Origin of the sequence: Gordonia humi (genome assembly GCF_014197435.1) — a bacterium.
In the GTDB taxonomy this organism is placed as follows: Bacteria; Actinomycetota; Actinomycetes; order Mycobacteriales; family Mycobacteriaceae; genus Gordonia; species Gordonia humi.
The window spans coordinates 123,593-149,456 of record NZ_JACIFP010000001.1; the positions used below are offsets into that span (position 1 = coordinate 123,593).

Here is a 25,864-nt window from a genome sequence, read left to right on the forward strand (position 1 = left end):
ACCGGCCGTCGGTTCTACCGAGACGATGTGGGCGAAGTCGCGATCTGATCGTTGTGGGCCCCCAGGTCGGCCCTGGGCCGCGCCGTCGACGGCGTCCTGCTGAATCGAGGGGCCGGCGCGGGCTCGGGGTATCCGTCGACGTCGACGAAGGCATCACGCGATCGGTGCGCTCGCGCCTGCGGAGCCTCTCCGGGAGACAGGACCGGCGCGAAGCACGCGTCGATGCCGTCGAAGGCCGCCTCCCACTCCGACCGGGTGCGTTCCCGGACCCGGTCGGCGATGAGCATCCGGCGATCGGGCCAGGCCGCGCGGTCGTGCTGAGGATGCATCACCTGCGCGGGAAGATCCAGGACATCGACCATCGCGTCATAGAACCTGCGCTCGAGCGCGCCGAAGGAGACGAAACGCCCGTCGGAGGTCTCGTAGACGTCATAGAACGGCGCACCGGTGTCGAAGAGGTTGGTTCCTCGCTCGTCGTTCCACCGGCCGTGGCTTCGAAGATGGTGGACCACGGTCATCAGCTGCGATGCACCGTCGACGCAGGAGGCGTCGACGACCTGCCCCAGTCCGGAGCGTCCACGCTCCACGAGCGCGGCGAGGACGCCGACGGCGAGCAGCATGCCTCCGCCGCCGAAATCGCCGACGAGTGCCAGAGGCACAGTCGGCGCCTGGCCCGCTCGGCCGATCGGTTCCAGTGCACCGGCCGCCGCGACGTAATTGATGTCGTGGCCCGCGGTCGACGCGTTGGGGCCATGCTGCCCCCAGCCGGTCATCCTCGCGTACACGATCCGCGGATTCTCGGCCCGAACGTCGTCCGGGCCGAGTCCGAGCCGCTCCATCACGCCCGGGCGGAAGCTCTCCACGACCACGTCTGCGTCGCATGCGAGAGCCCGCGCGCGTGCCAGTCCGTCGGGGTCCTTCAGATCGACGGTCACCGAGATCCGCCCGCGACCGAACGCATCGTCGGCTCGATGGCGCTCGGCCGCACGGGGCGTCGACGGTCTGTCGATCCGCACGACCTCGGCGCCCATGTCGGCGAAGAGCATGCACGCGAACGGTGCCGGACCCTGCCCGGCGAACTCCACGATGCGAAGTCCTTCAAGTGTTCCCGGCATGGGTCGATCCGTCGTCAGGCCGACGCGGAGTCGTCGAGGTCGACGACTCCACGGTCGATCCACTGCTGCTTGAGCAGCTTCTTGTCCATCTTTCCGATCGCGGTCATCGGCAGCTTCTCGGTGCGCACCCACCAGCGCTCGGGTGTCTCGAAGCGGCCGAGATACTGCCTGCAGAGTTCGATCACCGCCTCCTTGTCGAACGATGCTCCAGGTGCCAGGACCGCGACCGCGCCGACGATCTCGCCGAGATCGGGGTCGGGCAGTGCGACGACGCCCACGTCGGCGAAGCCCTCATGCCGCTGCAGAGTGTTCTCGATGTTCGCCGCCGCGATGTTCTCGCCGCCTCGGATGATGATCTCTTTGGCACGGCCGGTGATGTACAGGTAGCCGTCGTCGTCGATCCGCCCGATGTCTCCGGTCGCGACCCAACCGTCCGCGTCGGCGACGGGCCCCTCGCCGACGATCTCGAGCGGCACGTTCGGGCTGCGGCCGTAGATCTCACCGTTGCCGTCCTGGTCGGCGCCGACGATCTTCAGATCGATCACGGGCAGTGGACGCCCGACTCGGCCCGGATGCCCGTCGATCTCCTTACCGGCCGCCGCGGCGAGAAGTCCACCGGTCTCGGTCAGCCCGTAGAGGCTTCCCACCTTCTTGCTCACCTTCGGGAAGTTCGCCGCGATACGAGCGCGGAGTTCTTCGGGAACGGCCGAGCCGCCGAGCGGGATCGAACCGAGCGAAGAGACGTCGCGCACGGCGAGGTCGGGATGATCGAGAACTCGCGAGACCATCGTGGGAATCGCTCCCCAGGATGTGATGTTCTCCGCTTCGATCAGTCGCAAGACCTCGGCCGGGTCGAACTTCCCGTCGAGCATGACGAGTTTTCCGCCCTGGAGGATCGTCGCGCAGCTCACCTGGACGCCGGCCAGATGGAACAGTGGAACGGTCTGCAGGCTGGCGGTGCCGCGGAAGTCGTCGTCGAGTTCGGTGGGGAGGCGACGGGTCATGCTCAGCAGGTTCTGGAGGTTGCCGACCACCGAACGCTGTGACACCAGGATCCCCTTCGGGATGCCGGTGGTGCCCGAGCTGAACATCACCAGGGCCGGGTCGTCCTCATCGACGCTCGCCAGGCGGAGCGTCGCGGGTTCCTTCGCATCGACGAGTCGGCGGATCTCCGCGAACGGTACACACGACACCTGGTGCATCTCGACGTCGGTGACGGCCAGTTTCGGCTGCACTCGACCGAGGATGACCTCGATCTCGTGATCACCCCACCACGGATTGCCGAGTACCGCGACCGCGCCGAGGCTCTCGACCGCCCAGAAGGTGACATACCATTCGACGCTGTTGAATCCGTGAATGAACACCCGGTCGCCCGGGGCGATGCCGTACGCGGCGATCCGATTCGCGACCGCGGCGACCGCCTGTTCGTGCTCTCGGTAGGTGATCCGGCGTTCGCCCTGCACCAGGAATTCGCGGTCGCCCCACCGTCGGGCGTCGAGAAGCAGTTCGCCGACCGATCGCGGACGGTTCTTATACACGCGGACGGGGAATCCCCGCACGTCTGCATCGACTACCTCACGGCCCCACCGCACCGGGGCCTCCTGCTGTGTGATCGTCACGTCATAATCTCCTTGCTCATGGTCTACGCGGCACCTGCGCGCCGTCCGGTCAAGCGCGCGCGTGCTCGGCCGCCACGGAATCGTTGATGATGCCGCGGGCACGCAGGTCGTCGATCTGGTCGGGACTCAGGCCGTACTCGGCGAGAACCTCGTCGGTGTGCTCGCCCAGCGCCGGCGCATAGCCGCGCGGCCCGGTCTTGGCCTGGTGGAAGCGAATCGGATTGTTCGGCACCTTGTACGGCCCGAATCGAGGATGGACGAGTTCGGTCACCGCCCGGTTGTGCACCACCTGCGGGTCCTCAAGGGCCTCCTCCATCCGGTGGATCGGGCTGCACGGAACTCCGGTGCCCTCGAGTCCGGCCAACCAGTACTCGGCGGGCTCCGTGCTGAACAGCCGTTGGAGTCGACCGCAGAGTTCGTCACGGTTCTCGATCCGGTCGGTGTTCGTGGCGTACCGCGGATCGCTGAAGTCCTCGAACTGACTCAGATACGGTACGAGCTTGCTCCAGAAATGGTCGTTGAGGCAGGCGAGGATGAAGTAACGTCCGTCGGATCCCAGGAACGGTTGATACGGCACGAGCTGGGGATGGCCGCCGCCGAGTGGCCTGAACTTCGTCCCGGTCTTGTCATAGGCGGTGATGTAGTTGGCGAACGCCGCGACCTGCCCGTCGAGGAGGTTGATCGCTATCTTGTCCCCGACCCCGGTCCGATCGCGCAGGCGCAGGGCCGCACAGACACCGAAACCGAGAAAGAACGACCCGACGAAATCGGCGATCGGGACACCCACCTTGACGGGCCCGCCGTCGACCTCACCGGTCACCCCCATCATTCCGCTCAATGCCTGGGCGAGGATGTCCATACCCGGCTGATGGGCACGAGGACCGTCTTCACCGAACGCGGTGATCGCGGCGTAGACGAGGCGGGGATTCACCGTCTTCAAGGTCTCGTAGTCGATCCCCATCCGCACGATGGCGTCAGGCCGGAACGCCACGACGAACACGTCGGCTTCACGCACCAGTCTCATGAGGACCTCGTACCCCTGAGGATCCTTCAGATCCAGGGCGATGGACCGTTTGCTCCGGTTGACCCCGAAGAAGTACGCGCTCTCACCCGGACCGTACGCATTGTCGACGAATCGGAAGCTGTCACCCTTCAACGGCTCGACTTTGATGACGTCGGCGCCGAGATCCCCCAGCATCGAGGTCCCGTACGGCCCGGCACCGATCTGCGAGAGGTCGACGACTTTCACGCCGCTGAGCGGAAGAATCTCCCGATCCGCCCCAGTCGTTGCACCCGTGTTCATCACAACCCTCTCTCATAAAGTCCTAACGGTCTAACCATTTGACATGTCGGTGCACCACCCTGTCAACGCAGCATGGAGGATTCGTCCACCATTTCACAATGGTTTGACCTTTACTGGACCCTCTAATACAGTCGAGTGTGCTCTGTCCCACACTGAAGGAGATTGAGAACCGTCGTGACCCATCCAGTCGAATCCGAATTCATCGACGTCGAGGGACTACGCGCCTTCGTCGCCCGACCATCCTCCGAGCCCGCCGTCGACGCGGGCATGCTGCTTCTGCCCATGATCACCGGGATCGGCAGCCAGGTCCGCGAGTTCGCGGAGGAGATCGCCGCATCGACCGGTGCTGTCGCGCTCTCATGGGATCCGTGGCACGGCAAGAGCTCCGACGACACGGGCTTCGACGAACTCGCGCACCTGCACGAGGAGTTGGAGGACGCCGTCGCCGTAGCCGAGCAGCAGACACTGCTCCGGCACCTACGGAGCGAGCTCGGTCTCACGAAGGTCGGCGTGGTCGGTTGGTGCCTAGGAGGACGCTTCGCCTTCATTCTCGGCGGCCTCGATCAGGATCTGGCGAACGTACTCGCCTTCCATCCCACAGTGCCCGGCGAGCCCGCCCCCACGCATTCGCACGACGCGGTCGCTCTCGCCGCCCAGATCAGCGCCCCGACGTTTCTCGCCTACCCCGGCAAGGATTCGATCGTCCCGAAGGAGAACTTCCTCGGCCTGCAGTCCGCGCTGCAGTCTCGCGAACACGCGCCGAGCATCATTCATCTGTACCCGCAGGCCAAGCACGGCTTCAGCGACCAGCGGCGGCACAACGAAGAGGTCAACGCCTCCGCGTACGGACTGTCCTGGCCTCAGGCCCTCTCATTCATCGCCGCGACCACCGCGCCGTAACGCGCCATAGACGAGGAGTCATCATGGAACTCAAGGTAACCAAGTACCGGATCGACGACGACGGCGTCGCCACTGTCTGGTTTCATCGGCCAGGTCGCGGGAACTCGTGGACCAACCTCATGAACACCGAGTATCGGTGGATCATGAACACACTCGATCGCGATCCCAAGGTCCGCGTCGTGGTCGTCACCGGAACGGGCGACCAGTTCTGCGTCGGCGCCGACACCAAGGCGCTCAATTTCTACACGACGAACGACCGCGACTACGCCGACACCGTCGACCAGAGTCACGCCGCTCAGCCCGGCGCCGGGGTGAACGACGAGTTCGAGACCGACCTCATCTGGCATTGGGGACTGCGCGTCCCGGTGATCGCCGCGATCAACGGCGCCTGCGCGGGTATCGCGGCGGCCATCGTCTCGTTCTGCGATCTGAGGTTCGCCGCCGAGAACGTCAAGTTCACCACTTCGACTCCGCGGCTCGGACTTCCCGCCGAGTACGGACTGTCGTGGATCCTGCCGCGCATCATCGGGACGACGCACAGCGCCGACATCCTGTTCACCGGGAGGATCGTCTACTCGCAGGAATTGGACCGCATGGGCTTCCTCAACGGGTTGTTCCCGAAGGACGAGCTGATGGACGAGGTATACAAGACGGCCCGCATGATCGCCGAGCAGGTCTCACCGGCATCGGTCACGTCGGCGAAACGCCAGATGTACTCGGAGCTGCTGCATCTCAGCCCGCGTTCGGCGATCGACGGATCCAAGGGGATCATCGATCACTTCATGCGTCAGCCCGACTTCCAGGAAGGCATCGCGGCATACAACGAACGACGCGCGCCGCGATTCGCCGACCCGGTTCTCGAGCCGCGTCCCTAGGATCGGGGCCGCTCGATCAAGACCGTACGTACGACCCTCGCGTCCAGGACCGCTGCCGGGATGCCCTGCGGACGGGACGTCTCGGCCGTCGAGCCGGCCGAGGCCCCCGGCCGAAGCACACTGGAACGGCGACACCTGCACCGGCCTTGCTACGTCGCCGAATACGTGCCGAACACGTTGGTCAGCAAACGGCCCGACGACGACTCGATCCGGGCGCGGACCGTCGTGACACGTCGACCGGTTCGCTCCAGGTCCGCACGCAGCATCACCGCACCGGACTCGTCGTCGGCGACGGTGATCGGCCGCTGATACCCGACAGTGAGGTCGAGCATCCGCATCCGGGACGACGGCAGGGCCTCGCGCATCACTCGATCAGCCATCACCGCGTGCAGCCCGCCGTGGACGATCCCCACGTGGTTGGACACCGGCTTCGAAGGGTGCGCGACCATCACGGCCCGGCCGTCGGAGATCGATTCGACACGGCTGCCGAACAGGTCGTCGATGTCGATGGGCCTGCCGGGCGGGGTCAGACCGTCGATTGTCGAGCGCGCTTCATCGACAGACACTCCGACCACCGCGAACCGCGCGGTGCAGACCGCGATGGCCGTGCCCCCGGGACCGATCAGTGTCGCCCGACCGAGCCCGTAGTGCTCATCCACCGCCATCGACGTCCCCACCGCCGTCACGTCGACTCCGACGGCGGGAAGATCTCCGATCGTGTCCAATCGAAGTCCGACCGTCCGAATGGCCGTGTCCGCCGGCAGCATCGATCCGACGGCTTGCGCGGCGGACACGTCGGCGAGCACTCCGAGCCAGCTCCATGCGAGCTCACGCATACGGAACAGATCGGGAATCGGCATCACGACCCTCGACCGCCCCGACACGGCTTCCACGACTCGACATCCAGTGAGGACGTCCGCGGGGTGCCGAGGCCCCCACGACGTCGGATCCATGACCATCACGACTCCCGGCGACAGGCTGTGCGGTTCGTGCTTCTTAGCCTCGATCCACCGATGAGTCGGGGTGTTCAGCGGGTGTCCTGACGCAGAGATGCCCCTCTGACCGGGAAGAATAGAGCTTGTCTAAGGTCCTATTCGCCCAGCCAGAGAGGCATCTCGTAGATGCAATTCAAGCACGCTCCCGCCGCGGTGTCGGCAGTGTTCGATGACCCGAATGTCGTGTCGGCGGTCGGCCTGGTCCCGATGCTGCGACTCGCGCGGGCCGCGGGGCTCGTTTCGCTGTCGCAGGCCCGGTTGACGGTGCCGACGGACAAGGGCTCCAACGCCGGCGGCAAGGTGATGGCGTTGGTGGCGGGGATGCTCGCCGGGGCGGACTCGATCGACGACATGAACCTGCTCCGCCACGGCGGAATGGGCCGGTTGTTCGCGAGGACCTACGCGCCGTCGACGCTGGGATCGTTCCTGCGCGCGTTCACCTTCGGACATGTCCGCCAACTCGACGCCATCGCCTCCCGGGTGCTTCAGAGCCTCGTTTCGACGGCGCCGCTGCTGCACGCGCACGGCGATGAGCAGGTGATGGTGGATCTGGACGACACCATCATCGAAGTCCACGGGTATCAGAAGCAGGGCGCCTCGTTCGGGTACTCCGGCGTCCGCGGCCTGAACGCACTCCTCGCCACGGCATCGACGACCTCGTCGGCGCCGGTGATCCTCGCCCAGCGGTTGCGGCAGGGCAAGATCGGGTCCCCGAAAGGCGCCGCGCGGATCGTCGGCGACGCCCTCGCCACCCTCCGCCGCTCGAACCCCGGCAGCGGTGCCAGGCCGTTGCTGCGCGCGGACTCCGCGTTCTACGGCCACGCCACCATCGGCACCGCGATCAGCGCTGGCGCGGACGTGTCGGTCACGGTGCGGATGGATCCGGCGGTGAAAGCCGCGATCGCTACCATCCCCGATGACGCATGGGAGATGATCGAGTACACCGACGCGATCCGTGACGAGACCACCGGGCAACTGATCTCGAAGGCCGAGGTCGCCGAGATCCCGTTCACTGCGTTCCGCTCGAGGAAGAAGGCGGAGCAAATCGCGGGGCGGCTCGTGGTGCGCCGGATCCCTGACCTGAACCCGAACAAGGTGGAGCAGCCGACACTGTTCGACACCTGGCGGCACCACGCGTTCTTCACCACCACCGACAAGAACGTCACGGACACCGTTGCCGCGGACAAGACCCACCGCGGCCACGCGATCATCGAGCAAGTCCACGCCGACCTGAAGAACGGGCCACTCGCGCACCTGCCCTCCGGGGTGTTCACCGCGAACAGCGCCTGGCTCGTCCTCGCCGTGATCACGTTCAACCTCACCCGCACGGCCGGGGTCATCGCCGACCGCGCCGGACGACTCGCGAGAGCCACGACCGCGACCATCCGCCGCACCCTCATCCACATTCCCGCACGCCTGGCACGCTCCGCGCGCCGGGTCACGTTGCACCTGCCCGAGGCCTGGCCCTGGCAGACCGCCTTCGCACGACTGTTCGCCGTCACGCACGCACCACCACCGGCAACGGCCAGCTGACCACCGCCGCAACCCGCGGCACGACCGAGACCCAGTGGACGACCGGGATGCGACGCCCGGAACCCAGCCCTGCCCCCGCTACCTCACCAGGCGGCGATCACACCGACCCCGCCCACCCAGGACTCATCGGTGGATCGAGGCTTAGAGCGCACGCCGCCCGTGCATCAGGCATACACGTACCCGTCGAACAGCCGTCGAGTGGTGCGGTAGGTCGAGGCGTGCACGGCCCGCCACCCGTCCGCGGTGTCCGCGACGGCCGCATTCGCATCGAGAACACCGGACGGCGTACCGATCCGGATCGGGTCCGCCGACGAGGACGCGGGACGCGCGGCATCGTTCACGACGGTCCCCGGCAGGCGGGCCGCGATCGACGAGCAGAGCGCGCCCGTGACCGGAACCGCTCGGTGCGGCCGTCCGCTGGATATGAAACGAACGATCACGTCCACGTCATCGGATGCGACATGCTCGTTCGAGAGGGTGCGGTACGTCGCGGGCGGACCGACCACCGCGATGAACGGGACCAGCCGATTCGCCGCGGCCTCCTCGACAGTGGCGGCGATCCGCATGGCGACGGCTGCTGCGCGCCGGATCGTCTCCAGCCGATCGAGAAGGCCCGGCGCCGCCTCGATCTCCTCAGGAGACTCGGTGCCGACCAGCGACAGCGCCTCGGCCGGCACGAACACGCACGGATTCGCCGCGTCGACGTACGACACCTCGACGGCTCCGATCGAGTCCACGTCGACCCTGTCACGACTGTTCCCGGTCGGCAGCAGTCTCCCGGTCACCGCGCCCCCGGGGTCGAGGAAGTCCAGACGCACCGGTGCGGCGGTACCCGACACTCCTTTGATCGCATAGTCTCCGTCCACGACGCTGCGACCGTTACGGACCGAGAACGTCGATGCGATCAGCTTGCCGGTGTTGACATTGTGGATGCGGACCCGCGCTTGTCCGTCCGCGGGTACGGGAACGATGCCCTCATCCACCGCGAACGGACCGATCGCCGACGACATGTTTCCGCAGTTTCCGCCGTAGTCGACGCTCGCCGTGTCGACCTGGACCTGCCCGAACAGGTAGTCGACGTCGGCATCGGGGTGGGTCGGCGGACCTACGACACACACTTTGGAGAGCGACGAGATCCCGCCGCCCATGCCGTCGAGTTGGCGCCCGTACTCGTCCGGGCTCCCCATCGCGCGCAGGAAGAGCGCGTCCCGATCGGCTCGGTCGTCCGGCAGATCCTCCCGGTGAAACACGAGACCCTTGCTGGTTCCGCCACGTACGAACGCGGCCGCCACTGGATGTCGCACCGTGCCTCCTTCTACTTCGCTCAGAACGGCCTGGGCGCCGGCGCACCCTCGGAGACCGCCAGGCGCATCGCGCCGATTCGGTCGATCTCGATCACGACCTCGTCACCGGGCCTCACCGGCCCGACGCCCTTCGGTGTACCGGACGCGATGAGATCGCCGGGCTTGATCTCGACGACGGAGGAGATCAGTTCGACGGCTTCGGCGATGCCGACGATCATGTCGGACATCTGCGCACCCTGCCGCACCTCGCCGTTCACCGAGAGACTCGACCGCAGGGTGTCGACCTCGCCGACCTCGTCGGCCGTCATCAACCACGGACCGACCGGCGTGAACGTCGAGAAGGACTTCCGCAGAGACCGGTCCTCTTCGTGCTCGCCCGGGTCGATGCGCATCGTCAGGTCCACCAGCGCCGAGTACCCGAAGACGTGCGACATCGCCTCGGCACGCGGGATGTTGCGGCCGCCAGAGGCCATCACGACGGCCAGTTCGCATTCGTGGTCGAATCGGCGGGTCGAACCCGCGGGCAGTTCGATGCCGTCGGCGGGACCGGACACCGACCCTGCCGCTTTGAGGAAGAACCCCACGTCGCGCGCCGTACGGCCTCCCGTCGTGATCGATCTGTCGCCGATCTCCCCCAGGTGCGCCCGGTAGTTCGCAGGTATGGCGAAGACCTGGGGCGGCGCCGGGTTCGGTGCTCGCAGCGCGACGTCGGACAGCGACCGGACGCCGCCCTCTGCAATCGCCACTGCCGACTGCGCCGACGCCCAGTTGCGGATCAACCAGTTCATCCGCTGCTCCGGCCATTCGTCGAATATCGTCGGCACCACCGACGTGACGTCTCGGACGGAGTCCCCGTCGACGACTCCGATTCGGAAATCGTCGAAGACTGCGAGCCTCATCGCTGGACCTCTGCTTCGCCCGCGTCGTCGAGGATCTCCTCGTGAAAGGTCCTCAGGTAGCGGAAGATCGGACTGTCGTCGACCCGGAAGAGCTTCGCTTCCTCCGTGCCCCCGTTGAGGTGCCGGTGCGTCGCCCACGGCGGAATCGAGAAGAAGTCGCCCTCCGCCCAGTCGAAACGGTGCCCCTCGACGACCGTCGTACCGGACCCCTCGGTGACGTAGTACACCTTGCTCCCGGTGTGGCGATGCGCCCTGCCCTCGAACCCCGGCCGGATGATCTGCGACTTCATCGACAACGACGGGAGAGCCGAACCGCCTGTGGTCGGATCCTGATACTCGAGGATCACATCGTCGACGGGGTCGGGCTCGAGACCCTTCGCCATCTCCATGGCGCTGTCGGTCTGGGCCTTCGGGTAGGCGAGCAATGGATTCCCGAACGGTCGCTCGACTCGTCCCACCGGCCGCATCGTGCCCGAGCCGAATGAGCGGTACGACGTCTCCGGGTACTCGCCGACGACCTGGGTGTCGGTGGGGAGCGGATCGAAGTGAATGTTGTGGAGCTTCTTCATGACCGAGACGTCCAGAACATCGAGCCAGATCATCGGTTCGTCACCGTGATGGACGTGGTCGTGGTACATCCAGTTCGGAGTCAAGACCAAGTCGCCCTCGTTCATCAGGTAGTTCTCGCCCTCGACCGTCGTCGAACAGCCGTCGCCGTGCATGATGAACCGGAACGCGTCCGGAGTGTGGCGGTGCGCAGTGGCGACCTCGCCGGGATTGATGTACTGGATCGACGCCCAGAACGTCGGGGTGGTCCCGTACTCGAGACCGGGGTTCGCCAGTCGTAGCGTTCTGCGGTCACCGCCGGGAGTGAGGTCGAGCACCCGACCGAGCTCCTCCAGATATCCCCTGAGATCGGCCCATTTCCAATGCATGGGCCGCATCGTCGACTCCGGTCGGCGTGTGAACAGTGGCGGCTCATCAGGCTGAGAGATCCGCAGCCCGTCCTTGCCGAGCCTGTCCCGCAGTCGCCGACGGGCCTCTACGTCACTCGAACGCGTAGTGGTCTCGGTCACCGTTCCTCCTCGTCATAGAACCTTCACCAAATGGTCGAACCATTCAGTCAATGCTAAGACCGCGCTCGCCAGAACGTCAAGACAATGGGTCGCCCATTGACATGGTCCAATGGTTTGACCGATAGTTGAGGCGACCTCCAGACTCCGGCAACTGAAAGGTGGAGACATGGCAGACAGGATCCCGGTTCTGATCGTGGGCGGAGGCCCCGTCGGACTCGCGCTCGCAGGCGACCTCGGATACCGCGGAGTGAAATCGCTGCTCGTAGAGGCGCGCGGCGGAACGATCTTCCAACCGAAGATGGACATGATCGGCATTCGTTCGATGGAGTTCTGCCGCCGATGGGGCATCACCGACGACGTCCATTCGGCCGGGTACAACCGCGACTACATCCAGGACTGCGCCTGGGTCACGAACCTCAACGGCTACGAGTTCGGTCGCGAGGAGTTTCCGGCGCCGAAGGATGAGAAGAACCCGCTGCAGAGCCCCGAACATCGTGAACGATGCCCGCAGAACTTCTTCGATCCCGTGCTGAAGCGCTTCGCCGGGTCGACCGGGGACTCCGAGATCCGCTACCGGACCGAGCTCGTGAGCTTCGTCGACCACGGCGATCACGTGACCGCGACGCTGCGCGACAGGGTCGCCGACACCACCTACGACGTCGAGGCCGACTTCTTGGTCGGTTCGGACGGAGGCGACAGCACGGTGCGCAACCGACTCGGGATCGAGATGAGCGGTGAAGGTGCACTGACGTACACGTCGAATGCGATCATCGAGTGCGACGGCCTCGAAGACCTCCACACGACGGCGCCGGCCTACCGGTACATCTTCATCGGCCCCGAAGGGACCTGGGCGACCCTGGTGGCGATCAACGGTCGGGATCATTGGCGATTCTCGCTCATCGGCGATGAGACCCAACGCGATGTGTCCGAGGACGAGATGCGTGCGGCCGTCGTCCGCGCCGTGGGGCGAGAGTTCGACTTCACGATCCTGTCCATGCTCCCGTGGGTGCGTCGTCAGCTGGTCGCCGACTCGTATCGGTCAGGCCGCGTGTTCCTCGCCGGGGACTCCGCCCACCTGACCTCCCCGACGGGAGGCTTCGGCATGAACACCGGCCTTCTCGACGCCGTCAATCTGTCGTGGAAGCTCGCCGCCGTCATCCAGGGGTGGGGCGGGGAGGTGCTTCTCGACAGTTACGAGTACGAACAGCGCCCCATCGCCATTCGCAACGTGACGGAGTCGGGAGACAACCTCAGGCGCATGCTGGGTCCACGCGTGGCGAAACCGAAGCCCGAGGTCTTCGACGACGACAGCCCCGAGACGGAGGCCGCGCGCCGAGAGTACGGCGACGCCTACACCGAAGCGATGAAGCGCGAATGGCACAGCATCGGCATCCACCTGGGATACGTGTACGAGGGCTCACCGATCGTCGTGCCCGACGGGTCGCCGATGCCTCCGCTCACCGTGCAGACCTACGAGCAGAACGCGCGTCCGGGATCCCGTGCGCCGCACGCGTGGCTCGCCGAGGACCGGTCGACCCTGGACGAGTTCGGCAAGGAGTTCGTCCTGATGCGCTTCGACGGCGGCATCGACACGGGAGATCTGACGCAAGCCGCGACAGACGCCGGGATCCCGCTCCGCCTCGTCGACATCGACAACGCCGAAGTCCGCGAGCTCTACGGGACTCCGCTCACGCTCGTACGCCCCGACGGATCGGTGGCGTGGCGAGGTCACGACGCCCCCGCCGACCCCGCGTCACTCGTACGTCGTGTCGCTGGCCGTCAGGTTCTGGCGACACTCGGATAGGCCCGATACCCTCCCAGAGCGCGCGAGACGGCGCCGATCCGGTCCTCGACCGGCTCGGCGCCGTCGTCGATGGGACGTGAGCTGTCGGAACCGTCCACCGCGTCGGATCAACGGAGCCGCCGAGCGAGGCAGAGGATGCTCGTGGACAACGCCCGATCGCCATCCATACCCCGACGCTCCGGACCGCGTCCTCGGCCCGGAGCGTCGATGCGAGAAGACCGGATCAGACCTGCATCGCGATGAACTTGGTCTCGAGGAACTCGGCGATCCCTTCCGGTCCGCCTTCACGGCCGAGACCGGACTGCTTCACACCGCCGAACGGAGCGGCGGCGTTGGACACGCTGCCCTGGTTCAGCCCGACCATCCCCGACTCCATGGCCTCGGACACCCGGATCGCCCGGCGCAGATTCTCGGTGAAGATGTATGACACGAGGCCGTACTCCGTATCGTTAGCCAGGGCGATCACCTCCTCTTCCGTATCGAAGGCGACCAACGGCGTCACCGGGCCGAAGATCTCCTCCTTGAGGATCCGCGATCCCGCGGGAACGTTCTTCAGAACGGTCGGTTCGTAGAAGAAGCCCGCTCGATCCGGGATCGTGCCGCCGACGACGAGCTCCGCGCCTCGCTCCACCGCATCGTCCACCTGACCGGCGACGCTGGACTGCTGTCGAGCATTGATCAGCGGGCCCAGATCGACGCCGTCGTCGACGCCGCGTCCCATCGTGAATCCGGACATGCGCTCGGCCAGGCGAGTCGAGAACTCGTCGATGACCGAGCTGTGGACGAAGATGCGATTCGCGGCGGTGCAGGTCTCCCCGGCGTTGCGCATCTTGGTCAGCATGATCCCCTCGAGCGCGTTGTCGAGGTCCGCATCGTCGAAGACGATGAACGGCGCATTGCCGCCCAACTCCATGGACGTCTTCATGACGTGCTCTGACGCCTGTGCGAGAAGCAGCTTGCCGACCTCGGTCGATCCCGTGAACGAGAGCTTGCGCGCCTTGCCCGAGCCGATCAGCGGACCGATGACCGACGACGACGAACTGGTGGTCACCACGTTGACCGCCCCGGCGGGCACACCGGCCTCACGGAAGATCTCGGCAAGCGCGAGCATCGTCAGCGGGGTCTCCTTCGCGGGCTTCACCACGACGGTGCAGCCCGCCGCGATCGCCGGCGCGACCTTGCGGCAGCCCATCGACATCGGGAAGTTCCACGGAGTGACGAGGAGCGTCGGGCCTACCGGCTGATGCAGCACGATCATCCGACTGCCGCCGTTCGGCGCCTCCTGATAGTTGCCGGAGATACGGACCGCCTCTTCGGCGAAATGCAGGACGAACTCGCGGGCGAGCTCGATCTCGGCCGCGCTCTCGGCGACGGGCTTGCCCGCTTCGAGCGTCATCAGGACCGCGAGTTCGTCCTTGCGCTCGCCGAGCAGCTCCCACGTGCGGTACAGCATCCGGGAACGGGCGCGCGGACTCGTCGCGGCGAATGCGGCCTGCGCATCCACTGCCGCGTCGAGTGCGGACAGCGCGTCGTCGACGTTCGCGTCCGCGATCTTGCACAGCGGCGTGCCGGTCGACGGATCGAGCACGTCGAACGTCGCCTCGCCCGTCGCCTTCCGCCACTGCCCACCGATGAACAACTCCATCGGAGCAGCCGCGAGCGCTGCGCTCTCGGTAATGGTCGAGCTTGTCACTCCAGCCTCCTACTTGAGGTTCCGCACCCGTGTTGTGCGGATACTATGAATGCTACAGTCAAATGGTCAAACCAATGGATTCACGTTCATAATGTAGTCCGACAAGGAAGTGGAAGCAATGCGCCTGGCCGATAAGAAGATCATGATCACCGCGGCCGCGTCCGGCATGGGCCGAGCGGGAGTGGACCTGTTCACCAGGGAGGGGGCCACCGTCGCGGCCGTCGACCGAGACGGCCCCGCCCTGGAGAGACTCGTCGACGAGGTCACCGCCGCCGGCGGCAAGGTGGAAGCATTCGTCGCCGACCTCTCCGACGCCGCGGCCACCGGCGATGTCTTCGATCGGTCGGTCGAGTGGCTCGGCGGGCTCGACGGATTCTGGAGCCACGCGGGAATGCCGGGTCCGAGCGACGTCGAAGACTTCGATCTCGACCACTTCCGCACCGTCACCGATCTCAACATCACCCAGCACACCATCCTCTCGGGCCGTGCCGTGACGGCGATGAAGGAGAACGGCTCCGGATCGATCGTGTTCACCTCGTCCGCCGTCGCACTCGTGGGATCGCTGCAGAGCCCCGTCTACTCATCGGTGAAGGCCGCGCTCGTCGGCCTGACCAAGGGCCTCGCAGTTCGTTACGCCACGGACGGCATCCGGGTGAACTCCATCTGTCCGTCGATGGTCGCCACCCCGATGCTCTACAACGACTTCATGAAGTCCGACGGCCGGTTCACCAAAGAGGAGACCGAGGCGCGCTTCGTGTCGGCCATCCCGATGGGGCGCCCCGGCAGGCCCGAAGAGATCGCACACGCCGCGCTCTGGCTGCTCTCAGACGACGCGTCGTTCGTCACCGGCATCGCGATGCCAGTCGACGGCGGCCTGGTCGCTCGCTGAACCTGGTCCCGCGTCGACCGAGCCTCACCACTCGGTCGGCGCGGCGCCGCGGATGGTGATGGGGCCGTCATGCCGGGCAACACCCCGGAACGACGGCCCCATTACCACGGGTGCGCGCTGCCCTCGGTACCGAACTCACGCCCCGACATCCGCGGCGGTCGGACCATGACATTCGCCGACACTCAGCCCGCGAGTTCCTGCTCTCGCTCGCTGAGTTGTTCCTCCAGTCGCTTGAGATGGGCCGACATCTGCGTGATCGCGGCCTCCGCGTCTCGTTCCCGCAGACTGGCCACGAACTGTCGACGCATCTCCCCGACATTCGTCAACGGCCGCGGACTCACGCGTGTTATGCGCGCCTGCACGACGCTGGCGAGCGAGTTCATGAGCATGACGAGCACTTCGTTGTGCGTGGCCTCCGCGAGGAGCGTGTAGAAGTGCGTGATCCGGATCGTTCTAGTGCTGCCGACCTCTTCGATCGAGTCCGTGTACCGCTCCACCTTCGCGATGTCCTCGTCGAGCCGCACGAAGTCCTCCTCCGTCGCGCGCTCACAGACGAGACGAATCACATCGGAGGTCAAGAGGATTCGAGCTTCCAGAAGGCTCTCCGACGAGAGCGCCCCCAAGGACGCGAGGTCATTCACGGCGCGTGTGACGACGGCCGGGTCGCCGGGCCTGATGAACACACCGCCGTTGACACCCGGCCTGGACTCGACCATGCCGCTCATCTCGAGGCCACGGAGTGCTTCACGGACACCCTGCCGGCTGACTCCGAAGATCTCCGCCATGTCGCGCTCGGCGGGCAGCCGTCCACCCGGTTTGATCCGTCCCTCGGTGACGGCGGCCCGGATCTGCTCCGAGACGTGTTCGAACCCTCGACGCGGCTTCACTCGAGTGAAGAGCGGAGTGTCGTCACCGCTCAACGACTCGAACGAATCACCAGCGGACTGCACCTTATCGGCCATGTTCCCTCCCCAATCGGTAGTGGCCCGCCTCGGACACGGAGCGCTCATTGAGTTTCACGCCATCGTACCGCGAATAACCCTTTGGTCAAACCGTTGATCCACCCGGCGATATCATCATGAGGTCACAACCCGGACTCGCCCCGTCGTTCCTTTGGACAGACTGTCACGATTGGATTACGCTCACTCACCGAACGGGGGTCAGGGTCTTCGGGCCAAGACAAATCTCTCCCGCGGTCGCGCACGTGGCCGCCGACAGAAGGACATACGCATGCTCTCCAGCGCCCGCAAGCGCTTGACCGCTGGTGTCGTCGCGTTGGCTGCTGCCGTCGCGGGCACCGCCGTGGCAGTCGCACCCGCACCGCGGGCCCAGGCCGCAGGCGACGTCGAACAGGTCTACTCGGCCTCGATGCACCGCAACATCCCGGTGAAGATCGTCGACGGCGGGGGCCGGGGCGCCAAGCCGACCCTCTACATGCTCGACGGCCTGCGCGCCCCGAACAACACCAGCGGCTGGCTGCAGAACACCCGCGTCGACAGCTGGATGGTCGGCAAGGGCACCAACGTCGCCATCCCGTTCGGCGGCGCGGGCAGCTTCTACACCAACTGGGAGAAGCGCGACCCGAAGCTCGGCCTCAACAAGTGGGAGACGTTCCTGACCAAGGAACTCCCCGCTTACATGAAGAAGCGCCACAACAGCGACAACCGTCGCAACGGCATCGCCGGTCTGTCGATGTCCGGTACCGCGGCGCTGAACCTGGCCTCGCGTCACCCGAACTTCTACAAGGCCGTCGCGTCGTTCAGCGGTTACCCGACCGTCACGATGCCGGGCTTCGGCCAGGGCATCCAGGCGTCCGTCATGGAGATGGGCGGCAACCCGGTCAACATGTGGGGCATCTGGCCCGCCGGCGAGTGGGCCGCCAACGACCCGTTCCTGACCGCCGGCAACCTCGCGGGTCACCGCGTCTACGTCTCGTCCGGCACCGGCATGGGCTCCAAGTACGACTCGTCGATCACCCCGGGCAGCGGCAACTTCAACGCCACCAAGTTCGCGCAGATGGTTCCGCTCGAGGTCGCCGCATCGGCCAGCTCGCAGATGTACATCGCTCGCCTCGCCACCGTTCCCGGCGTCAAGGTGACCACTCACATCACGCCCGACGGCGCGCACTGGTGGGACTACTGGCAGGAGAACTTCAAGCACGCGTGGACGAGCACCTTCCGTCCGGCGTTCTTCTAGGGGTCTCGACTCCGGTCGACCAGCAGGCAGACACCGCGGTCGGTGTCCCGTTCCCGGGACACCGACCGCGGTTCTTTCTGTCCGATGCGCCACGTCCGCACACACCTTGTCACCACCCACGGCTACGCTGAGACGCGTGGGTACCGGACAGCACATTCTGACTCGTAAGACGCCGTCGGCGATGTTCCTCGTGATGACGATCGACGACGGCGGTGAGGACGCCGTCCGCGAGGCTCTCACCGGGCTGTCGGGCATTGTGACCACGGTGTCCTCACGTGTCCCCGAGGCCACGCTGTCGGCGGTCGTCGGCATCGGCTCGGCCGCATGGGACCGCCTGTTCTCCGGCCCCCGACCCGCCGAGCTGCATCCGTTCATCGAACTGACCGGCGAGGTCCACACGGCCCCGTCGACGCCGGGCGACATCCTCCTGCACATCAAATCCGACCGGCAGGATCTGGCCTTCGAGGTCGGCCGCCTGTGGACCGCGTCGCTCGGCGATGCCGTCACCACCGTCGACGAGGTCCACGGCTTCCGATACTTCGACATGCGCGACCTCATCGGGTTCGTCGACGGCACCGAGAATCCGACCGGCGACGACGCCGTCGCCGCGATCCTCGTCGACGCCGAAGACCCCGACTTCGCCGGCGGCAGCTACGTCGCGATCCAGCGGTACGTCACCGACTTCACATCGTGGAACGCCCTCCCGGTGCCCGATCAGGAGGCGGCGATCGGTCGCAGCAAGGTCGAGAACATCGAGTTCGACGACGATGTGAAGCCCACGAACTCGCACATCGCGCTCAACGTCATCGAGGACGCGAACGGCGAAGAGCTCGATATCGTGCGGGACAACATGCCCTACGGCGACATCGCGGGCGACCGCGAGAAAGGCACCCTCTTCATCGCGTACTCCAAGACACCCGCCATCACCGAGCAGATGCTGCGAAACATGTTCATCGGCGAGCCGGAGGGCAACCACGACCGACTCCTCGACTTCACCACCGCGGTGACCGGCACCCAGTTCTTCGCGCCGACCACCGAGTTCCTCGACGATCCGCCGCCGGCGCCCGACACGCAGATCCCGCAGACACCCGCTGCCACGGACACGTCCGACGGCTCCCTGGGCATCGGCCGCCTCCGTTGAGCGCCACGATCGAACTTCCCCCGACGAAAGGACATCGAAAATGAGTAATCTGCACCGCGACCTGGCTCCGATCTCGGCCGCCGCCTGGACCGAGATCGAAGAGGAGGCAGGACGCTCGTTCAAACGCAACGTCGCCGGACGTCGCATCGTCGACGTCAAGGGGCCGCTCGGCCTCGACACCGACTCGGTGACTGTCGGACACCGCACCAAGATCGACTCCCCCGCCGACGGCATCACCGCGTATCTGCGCACCGCACAGCCCCTCGTCGAGCTGAAGGTTCCGTTCACGGTGACCCGCGAATCGATCGACGACGTCGAACGCGGCGCCGCGGACGCCGACTGGGACCCCGTGGTCAAGGCCGCGCGCGAACTCGCACTCGCCGAAGACCGCGCGATCTTCGCCGGTTATCCGGCCGCGCAGATCACCGGACTCGGTGCGGGCGCGACCACTGTCGCCCTTCCCGAGGACATCCGCACCTACCCCGACGCGCTCAGCCAGGCCATGAACAAGCTGCGCCTGAACTCGGTCGACGGCCCGTACTCGCTGGCGCTGTCGGCGGATCTGTACGCGCGGGTCAATGAGACCTCCGACCACGGGTACCCGGTGCGCGAACACCTGCGCCGCATCCTCGGCGACGGCGAGATCGTCTGGGCCCCGGCGATCGACGGCGCCTACCTGGTGTCCACCCGCGGCGGCGACTTCGAGTTCACCATCGGCCAGGACGTGTCCATCGGCTACGACTCGCACGACGCCGACGTCGTCAACCTGTACTTCACCGAGTCGTTCACCTACCTCACGTACACGCCGGAGGCCGCCATCGCACTGCGCTGACGGCCGGGACGAAAACCGCTCGTCCCACCCGCCGCGGGACGTATAGAGTCGACGGAGTGCTCATCCGCCTGCTTCGTACGTACCTGGCCGGGTACAGACGATTCATCATCGCCGTCGTCGCGCTTCAACTGATCGCGACGGCGGCGATGCTGTATCTGCCGACCCTCAACGCCGACATCATCAACAACGGCGTCGCCACCGGCGACACCGGTTACATCCTGTCGACGGGCGGATGGATGCTGCTCGTCTCGCTGGCGCAGATCGTCTGCTCGGTCGCGGCCATGTACGCGGGCGCGCAGGCCTCCCTCGGCGCCGGGCGCGACATCCGCCACGACCTGGTGCATCGGGTCAACGAGTTCTCCGGACGTGAAGTCGGGAGGTTCGGCGCACCGTCGTTGATCACCCGGACCACCAACGACGTCCAGCAGGTTCAGCTGCTCGCGGTCATGTCGATCTCGATCCTGGTGACCGCACCGATCATGGGTGTCGGCGGCATCGTGATGGGCATGTACGAGGCGTTCTCGATCTCGTGGCTGCTGGCCGTGGCCGTGCCGGTCCTCGGCCTCACGATGGGTCTGATCATCGCCCGGATGATCCCCGCGTTCCGTTCCATGCAGACCCGCATCGACAGTGTGAACCGGGTGATGCGCGAGCAGATCACCGGCATCCGCGTGGTCCGCGCCTTCGTCCGCGAACGCCACGAGACGGCCCGCTTCGGCGTCGCCAACGACAGCCTCGCCGACGCCACTCTGCGCGTCGGGCGGATGATGGCCGTGATGTTCCCGGCCGTCATGCTCATCACCAACCTCACCCTGGTGGCCGTCCTCTGGTTCGGCGGGCACGCGGTCGGCGACGGCAGCGTCGAGATCGGCTCGCTGACCGCCATGATCAGCTACGTCATGCAGATCATGATGTCGGTGATGATGGCCTCGTTCCTGGCGATCATGGCCCCGCGCGCAGGTGTCTGCGCCGAACGCATCTGCGAGGTCCTCGACACCGAGTCGTCCGTGCACTCCCCCGCGGTCGCCGTCGCGCAGACCGACGATCCCGCGGTCATCGAGTTCGACGACGTCGAGTTCCGCTATCCGGGCGCCGACGACGCCGTCCTCAATCACATCTCGTTCGCCACCCGGCCGGGCACCACGACCGCCGTCGTCGGATCGACCGGATCGGGTAAGACCACCCTGGTCAACCTGATCCCGCGCCTGATCGACGCCACTGCGGGCACCCTGCGCATCGGCGGAGTCGACGTCCGCGACCAGGATCCCGATCGGCTGCGTGCGAGCATCGGTCTCGTCCCGCAGCGCCCCTACCTGTTCTCCGGAACCGTCGCCAGCAATCTCCGCCACGGCGATCCCGACGCGACGGACGAGCAGTTGTGGGAAGCTCTCGAGACCGCGCAGGCCGCCGACTTCGTGCGCGCCATGCCCGACGGCCTGGACACCGCGATCGCGCAGGGCGGCACCACGGTGTCCGGTGGACAGCGCCAGCGCCTGGCCATCGCTCGGGCACTCGTCCGCAGGCCCGCCGTCTACGTCTTCGACGACTCGTTCTCGGCGCTCGACCTGCAGACCGATGCGAGACTCCGCGCCGCACTGGTCCCGGCGACCCGAGACGCGGCGATGATCGTCGTCGCGCAGCGCATCTCCACCGTGACCTCCGCCGACCAGATCGTCGTCCTCGACCAGGGCACGATCGTCGGACTCGGCACTCACGAAGAACTCCTCGCCTCGTGCGAGACGTACGCCGAGATAGCCGAGTCCCAGCTGGCGATCGGAGCCGCGCAATGACCCGCCCGGGAGCACCCGGCGCGCCGGGCATGGAGAAGCCCCACTCCTTCGGGCCGTCGCTCAAACGGCTGATCCGCCAGCTCGGCGCGTACCGCGGCATGATGACCGTCGTCCTGATCACGATCGTGGGATCCGTCGCCCTCAACGCCTACACGCCGCGTGTTCTCGGCGACGCCACCAACGAGCTGTTCGACGGCGTCATCGGTTCGCAGTTGCCCGCGGGTCTCACCAAAGATCAAGCGGTTCAAGGCCTTCGCGACTCCGGCCACGGCACCTTCGCCGACATGGTCTCGGCGATGGACGTGACTCCCGGACAGGGCATCGACTTCTCCGCGGTCGGCCGCATCCTCGGGCTGGTCCTGATCCTGTACGTCGCCGCGGCACTTCTCGGCTGGCTCGGCGCCTTCCTGCTCAACAAGGTCGTCGTCGGGACCATCACCGGCCTGCGAGCCCGTATCGAGGGGAAGATCCACCGACTGCCGCTCAAGTTCTACGACGAGTCGGCCCGCGGCGATCTCCTCTCTCGCGTCACCAACGATCTCGACAATCTGTCGCAGTCGCTGCAGCAGACCATCAGTCAGTTCCTCAACTCGGTGCTCATGGTGATCGCGATCCTGATCATGATGTTCTCGATCTCACCGGTCCTCTCGCTGATCGCCATCGCCACCGTGCCGCTCGCCGCGATCGCCACCGGGCTCATCGCCAAGCGCTCCAAACCGCACTTCGTCGGACAGTGGTCGTCGACCGGGGCGCTCAACGCACAGATCGAGGAGGCGTTCACCGGCCACGAACTGGTCAAGGCGTTCGGGCGACGCAACGAGGTCGAGGCCGCCTTCGACGACCGCAACGAGAAGCTCTACGAATCGTCGTGGCGCGCCCAGTTCATCTCGGGCATCATCATGCCGACGATCATGTTCTTGGGGAACCTGAACTATGTCGCCGTCGCCGTGGTCGGCGGGCTCCGCGTCGCGTCCGGCAGCCTGTCCCTCGGCGAGGTCCAGGCGTTCATCCAGTACTCACGCCAGTTCACCCAGCCGCTCACCCAGATCGGCTCCATGTTCAACCTGATGCAGTCGGGCGTCGCCTCCGCCGAGCGCATCTTCGCCGTCCTCGACGAGGACGAGGAGTCGCCCGATCCGGTCGACGCGCAGACCCCCGCCACCGATTCCGGCCGCATCGTCTTCGACGACGTGTCGTTCCGCTACGTCGACGACGCGCCGCTCATCGAGAACCTCTCGCTGACCGCCGAGTCCGGCGACACCATCGCGATCGTCGGCCCCACCGGTGCGGGCAAGACCACCCTGGTCAACCTCATCCTGCGGTTCTACGAACTCGACGGGGGCACCATCTGGGTCGACGGCGTCGACGCCGCCGCGATGACGCGGGACGACCTCCGCGAACGCACCGGCATGGTGCTGCAGGACTCGTGGCTGTTCGGTGGCACGATCTACGACAACATCGCCTACGGCGACCCGGACGCCCCTCGCGAGGAGGTCCTCGAAGCGGCGAAGATCAGCCACGTCGACCACTTCGTCCGCACTCTCCCCGACGGCTACGAGACGGTGCTCGACGACGAGGGCGGCGGCGTCAGTGCAGGCGAGCGTCAGCTCATCACGATCGCCCGAGCGTTCCTCGCCAAACCGTCGATTCTCATCCTCGACGAGGCCACGAGTTCGGTCGACACCCGGACCGAACTCCTGATCGGGAAGGCCATGGCCAATCTGCGCGCCGATCGCACGAGCTTCGTCATCGCCCACCGTCTGTCGACCATCCGCGATGCGGACACCATCGTCGTCATGGAAGACGGACACATCGTCGAACAGGGCGATCACGATTCGCTGCTGGCGGCGAAGGGCGCGTACTTCCGGCTCTACAACGCCCAGTTCTCGGCCGCGGTGTCCTAGGCCGGAGGCCGGAACCGACTTCACGCCGCAGGCATGGGTTCACGCTCCGTGTCGGACGGAGGGCGCGAGCCCACGCCGCGGGCGTGTTCGGGCGTCTGCTCCGCCCCGACCTTCGCCTTGCGCGCGGCGTTCATCGTCGTCCCCACCGACGCCGCGATCACCGCGGCGATGGCGAGGGCGGGCAGCAGACCGATGGCCTGGTGCAGCAGCGCCAGTCCCGCGAGGGCCGCGATCGCCGGCTCCAGACTGAGCAGGACGCCGAAGACGTGTTCGGGGAGACGACGGAGGGCGCCCTGTTCCAGGGTGTACGGAATCACCGAGCCGAGCAGCGCCGTACCCGCACCGAGCGCGAGAAGACGCCAGTCGTGCATCGCGGGCAACGCCTGCCCCGTGCCGATCGGGAGCAGGACCACCGTCGCGACGACGAGCGCCACCGCCAGACCACCCGATCCCGGCACCGTCCGACTGACGCGAGCACCGGTCAGGATGTAGCCCGCCCAGAACAGTCCCGCGATCAACGCGCAGGCCACACCGACCATGTCGAGCGACGACGCACCGAGCACACTGTCGATGCCCAGCAGTGCCATGCCGACGAACGCCAGACCGACCCACAGCAGGTCACTGCGTCTGCGAGAGAGCACCGAGGACAGGACCAGCGGGCCGAGGAACTCGATCGCCACCGCCGTGCCCAACGGGATCCGCGAGATCGCCGTGTAGAAGAAGCCGTTCATCGCCGCCATCATCACGCCGAACGCGATGATCGCCGCCCACTGGCGTCGACCCCAGCCGCCGATCCGGGGACGAGCGACGACGACCAGCACCCCCGCCGAGATCGCGAGCCGCAGCAGGGTGACGCCCCACGTGCCCATCGCATCGAACAGACCCACCGCGAGGGCCGCGCCGAACTGCAACGACGTACACGAACCCACGATCATCGCCACCGCCGCGCCTGTCCGCCTGCCCTGCGTCGTCTCTGTCACGCGGTCCAGTCTCCGCCACGCGGTAAAGTCAGTCCAGCGAATCTTTCCTACGAATAATCATTAGACGAAGTGATGAATCGAGGCGGCGATGCTGAACGTCACACGGTTGCGCATCCTGCGTGAACTCCACATCCGCGGCACGCTCGCAGCGGTGGCGGACGCGCTCTCGTACACGCCGTCGGCCGTGTCTCAGCAACTGTCGCAGCTCGAACGAGAAGCCGGTGTGCCCCTATTGGAACGGGTCGGTCGCGGTGTCCGTCTCACCGCTCCCGCGGTCGGCCTCGTCGAACACGCCGATGCCGTCATCACTCGGCTCGAACTGGCCGAGGCCGAACTCGCCGCATCGCAGCCCGACGTCCACGGCACGTTATGTGTCGCACTCTTCCAGTCGGTGGTCCTCGAGCTCGCGCCGGCGACGCTCACTCTGCTCGCCGAGCGGCATCCGCGTCTGCGCGTGGAGATCATCCAACGCGACGAGGACCTGGCGACGAGCGGGATGCTGGCGCAGGAGTTCGACGTCGTGCTCGGCGAGGAGTTCCCCGGGCGCCCGCATCCGGTCCGGCCCGACGTCGACCGTCGAGACCTGCTCCGCGACCCGCTGATGCTCGCGCTGCCGTCGCACGGCAGGTGGGCGGATCTGCCGACGACCCTCACCGATCTCGCCGCCGCTCCGTGGGCGCTCGACCCCGCGACGACGGCGATGGGCGCGTGGTCGCGGGACATCTGCCGGAGCGCCGGATTCGAGCCGGACGTCCGCTTCGACACCCCCGATCCGCTGTTGCAGGCGCACCTCGTGCGGACCGGGCACGCCGTCGCGTTGATGCCGTCTCTGCTCGCCGACCGGCATCTGACCGGCACCCGCCTGGTCGCACTGCCCGACGACCCGCACCGCATGCTGTACACCGCCACGCGCCCCGGACGGACCGACCACCCGGCGGTACGCGCGTTCCGCGACGCCCTCGGCGAAGCCGCCGCGGCGATCAACGACCGTGCGGAACAATAGGGCTCGAGAAGGA

General features: G+C 66.6%; 21 protein-coding genes. 11 read left to right on the forward strand and 10 right to left on the reverse strand.

Annotation, left to right across the window (positions count from 1 at the left end):
* Positions 1-14: 14 nt before the first annotated feature.
* The 3 genes from BKA16_RS00545 to BKA16_RS00555 are packed head-to-tail and all read right to left on the reverse strand — an operon-like array spanning position 15 to position 3,983.
* Positions 15-1,115, reverse strand: coding sequence for a CaiB/BaiF CoA transferase family protein (locus BKA16_RS00545; RefSeq protein ID WP_183368736.1), 1,101 nt, complete (start codon positions 1,113-1,115; stop codon positions 15-17).
* A gap of 14 nt (positions 1,116-1,129) precedes the next feature.
* On the reverse strand, positions 1,130-2,734 hold the full coding sequence (locus BKA16_RS00550) for an AMP-binding protein (protein ID WP_183368737.1): 1,605 nt from the start codon (positions 2,732-2,734) through the stop codon (positions 1,130-1,132).
* A 49-nt stretch (positions 2,735-2,783) separates the two neighbouring features.
* Positions 2,784-3,983: a CoA transferase gene (locus tag BKA16_RS00555; protein ID WP_183368738.1), complete on the reverse strand. Its 1,200-nt coding sequence runs from the start codon at positions 3,981-3,983 to the stop codon at positions 2,784-2,786.
* Between the two features lie 228 nt (positions 3,984-4,211).
* Here BKA16_RS00555 and BKA16_RS00560 point away from each other — a divergent pair, with 228 nt between their 5' ends.
* Together BKA16_RS00560 and BKA16_RS00565 are read left to right on the forward strand one after the other, a co-directional pair.
* Positions 4,212-4,937, forward strand: coding sequence for a dienelactone hydrolase family protein (locus BKA16_RS00560; RefSeq protein WP_183368739.1), 726 nt, complete (start codon positions 4,212-4,214; stop codon positions 4,935-4,937).
* Between the two features lie 23 nt (positions 4,938-4,960).
* Entirely contained in the window at positions 4,961-5,812 is an 852-nt protein-coding gene (locus tag BKA16_RS00565) for an enoyl-CoA hydratase-related protein (RefSeq protein ID WP_183368740.1), read from the forward strand.
* Between the two features lie 149 nt (positions 5,813-5,961).
* Here BKA16_RS00565 and BKA16_RS00570 read toward each other — a convergent pair whose 3' ends face one another.
* The gene (locus BKA16_RS00570) at positions 5,962-6,672 is read right to left on the reverse strand and encodes a PaaI family thioesterase (protein ID WP_183368741.1); all 711 of its coding nucleotides are present in this window, start codon (positions 6,670-6,672) and stop codon (positions 5,962-5,964) included.
* 261 nt (positions 6,673-6,933) lie between these two features.
* On the opposite strand from BKA16_RS00570, the gene BKA16_RS00575 reads away from it, so the two are divergent.
* Positions 6,934-8,340, forward strand: coding sequence for an IS1380 family transposase (locus BKA16_RS00575; protein WP_183368742.1), 1,407 nt, complete (start codon positions 6,934-6,936; stop codon positions 8,338-8,340).
* Positions 8,341-8,504: 164 nt separating this feature from the next.
* Here the strand turns inward: BKA16_RS00575 and BKA16_RS00580 are convergent, their stop codons facing one another.
* Genes BKA16_RS00580 through BKA16_RS00590 form a run of 3 tightly spaced genes read right to left on the reverse strand, consistent with a single transcriptional unit; the run spans position 8,505 to position 11,619 of the window.
* Positions 8,505-9,644 (reverse strand): PrpF domain-containing protein, encoded by a 1,140-nt coding sequence (locus tag BKA16_RS00580; protein WP_183368743.1) that lies wholly within the window; start codon positions 9,642-9,644, stop codon positions 8,505-8,507.
* A gap of 20 nt (positions 9,645-9,664) precedes the next feature.
* Entirely contained in the window at positions 9,665-10,543 is an 879-nt protein-coding gene (locus BKA16_RS00585; protein ID WP_183368744.1) for a fumarylacetoacetate hydrolase family protein, read from the reverse strand.
* Entirely contained in the window at positions 10,540-11,619 is a 1,080-nt protein-coding gene (locus BKA16_RS00590; RefSeq protein WP_183368745.1) for a cupin domain-containing protein, read from the reverse strand. The genes BKA16_RS00585 and BKA16_RS00590 overlap by 4 nt, the downstream gene beginning before the upstream one ends.
* Before the next feature lie 166 nt (positions 11,620-11,785).
* Between BKA16_RS00590 and BKA16_RS00595 the strand changes: the two genes are divergently transcribed.
* Positions 11,786-13,423 carry an FAD-dependent oxidoreductase gene (locus BKA16_RS00595; protein WP_183368746.1) on the forward strand — a complete coding sequence of 546 codons (1,638 nt, stop codon included), beginning with the start codon at positions 11,786-11,788 and terminating at the stop codon, positions 13,421-13,423.
* A gap of 223 nt (positions 13,424-13,646) precedes the next feature.
* Here the strand turns inward: BKA16_RS00595 and BKA16_RS00600 are convergent, their stop codons facing one another.
* Positions 13,647-15,101: an NAD-dependent succinate-semialdehyde dehydrogenase gene (locus BKA16_RS00600; protein ID WP_343067588.1), complete on the reverse strand. Its 1,455-nt coding sequence runs from the start codon at positions 15,099-15,101 to the stop codon at positions 13,647-13,649.
* 133 nt (positions 15,102-15,234) lie between these two features.
* On the opposite strand from BKA16_RS00600, the gene BKA16_RS00605 reads away from it, so the two are divergent.
* Complete coding sequence (locus tag BKA16_RS00605) at positions 15,235-16,005, forward strand: SDR family NAD(P)-dependent oxidoreductase (RefSeq protein ID WP_183368747.1); 771 nt, start codon at positions 15,235-15,237, stop codon at positions 16,003-16,005.
* Positions 16,006-16,187: 182 nt separating this feature from the next.
* Here BKA16_RS00605 and BKA16_RS00610 read toward each other — a convergent pair whose 3' ends face one another.
* Positions 16,188-16,967: a FadR/GntR family transcriptional regulator gene (locus BKA16_RS00610; protein WP_183368748.1), complete on the reverse strand. Its 780-nt coding sequence runs from the start codon at positions 16,965-16,967 to the stop codon at positions 16,188-16,190.
* A gap of 268 nt (positions 16,968-17,235) precedes the next feature.
* On the opposite strand from BKA16_RS00610, the gene BKA16_RS00615 reads away from it, so the two are divergent.
* The 5 genes from BKA16_RS00615 (at position 17,236) to BKA16_RS00635 (ending at position 23,868) form a co-directional block, all read left to right on the forward strand.
* Positions 17,236-18,201 (forward strand): alpha/beta hydrolase, encoded by a 966-nt coding sequence (locus BKA16_RS00615; protein WP_183368749.1) that lies wholly within the window; start codon positions 17,236-17,238, stop codon positions 18,199-18,201.
* A 136-nt stretch (positions 18,202-18,337) separates the two neighbouring features.
* Positions 18,338-19,342: a Dyp-type peroxidase gene (locus BKA16_RS00620; protein ID WP_183368750.1), complete on the forward strand. Its 1,005-nt coding sequence runs from the start codon at positions 18,338-18,340 to the stop codon at positions 19,340-19,342.
* Positions 19,343-19,382: 40 nt separating this feature from the next.
* Positions 19,383-20,174 (forward strand): family 1 encapsulin nanocompartment shell protein, encoded by a 792-nt coding sequence (locus tag BKA16_RS00625; protein ID WP_183368751.1) that lies wholly within the window; start codon positions 19,383-19,385, stop codon positions 20,172-20,174.
* Positions 20,175-20,230: 56 nt separating this feature from the next.
* The gene (locus BKA16_RS00630) at positions 20,231-21,964 is read left to right on the forward strand and encodes an ABC transporter transmembrane domain-containing protein (RefSeq protein WP_183368752.1); all 1,734 of its coding nucleotides are present in this window, start codon (positions 20,231-20,233) and stop codon (positions 21,962-21,964) included.
* Entirely contained in the window at positions 21,961-23,868 is a 1,908-nt protein-coding gene (locus BKA16_RS00635; protein WP_183368753.1) for an ABC transporter ATP-binding protein, read from the forward strand. The genes BKA16_RS00630 and BKA16_RS00635 overlap by 4 nt, the downstream gene beginning before the upstream one ends.
* A gap of 20 nt (positions 23,869-23,888) precedes the next feature.
* Here BKA16_RS00635 and BKA16_RS00640 read toward each other — a convergent pair whose 3' ends face one another.
* Positions 23,889-24,848, reverse strand: coding sequence for an EamA family transporter (locus BKA16_RS00640; protein ID WP_343067228.1), 960 nt, complete (start codon positions 24,846-24,848; stop codon positions 23,889-23,891).
* An 88-nt stretch (positions 24,849-24,936) separates the two neighbouring features.
* On the opposite strand from BKA16_RS00640, the gene BKA16_RS00645 reads away from it, so the two are divergent.
* A complete protein-coding gene (locus BKA16_RS00645) occupies positions 24,937-25,851 on the forward strand; it encodes a LysR family transcriptional regulator (RefSeq protein ID WP_183368754.1) in 915 nt (304 codons plus the stop codon).
* The last annotated feature ends 13 nt before the right edge of the window (positions 25,852-25,864 follow it).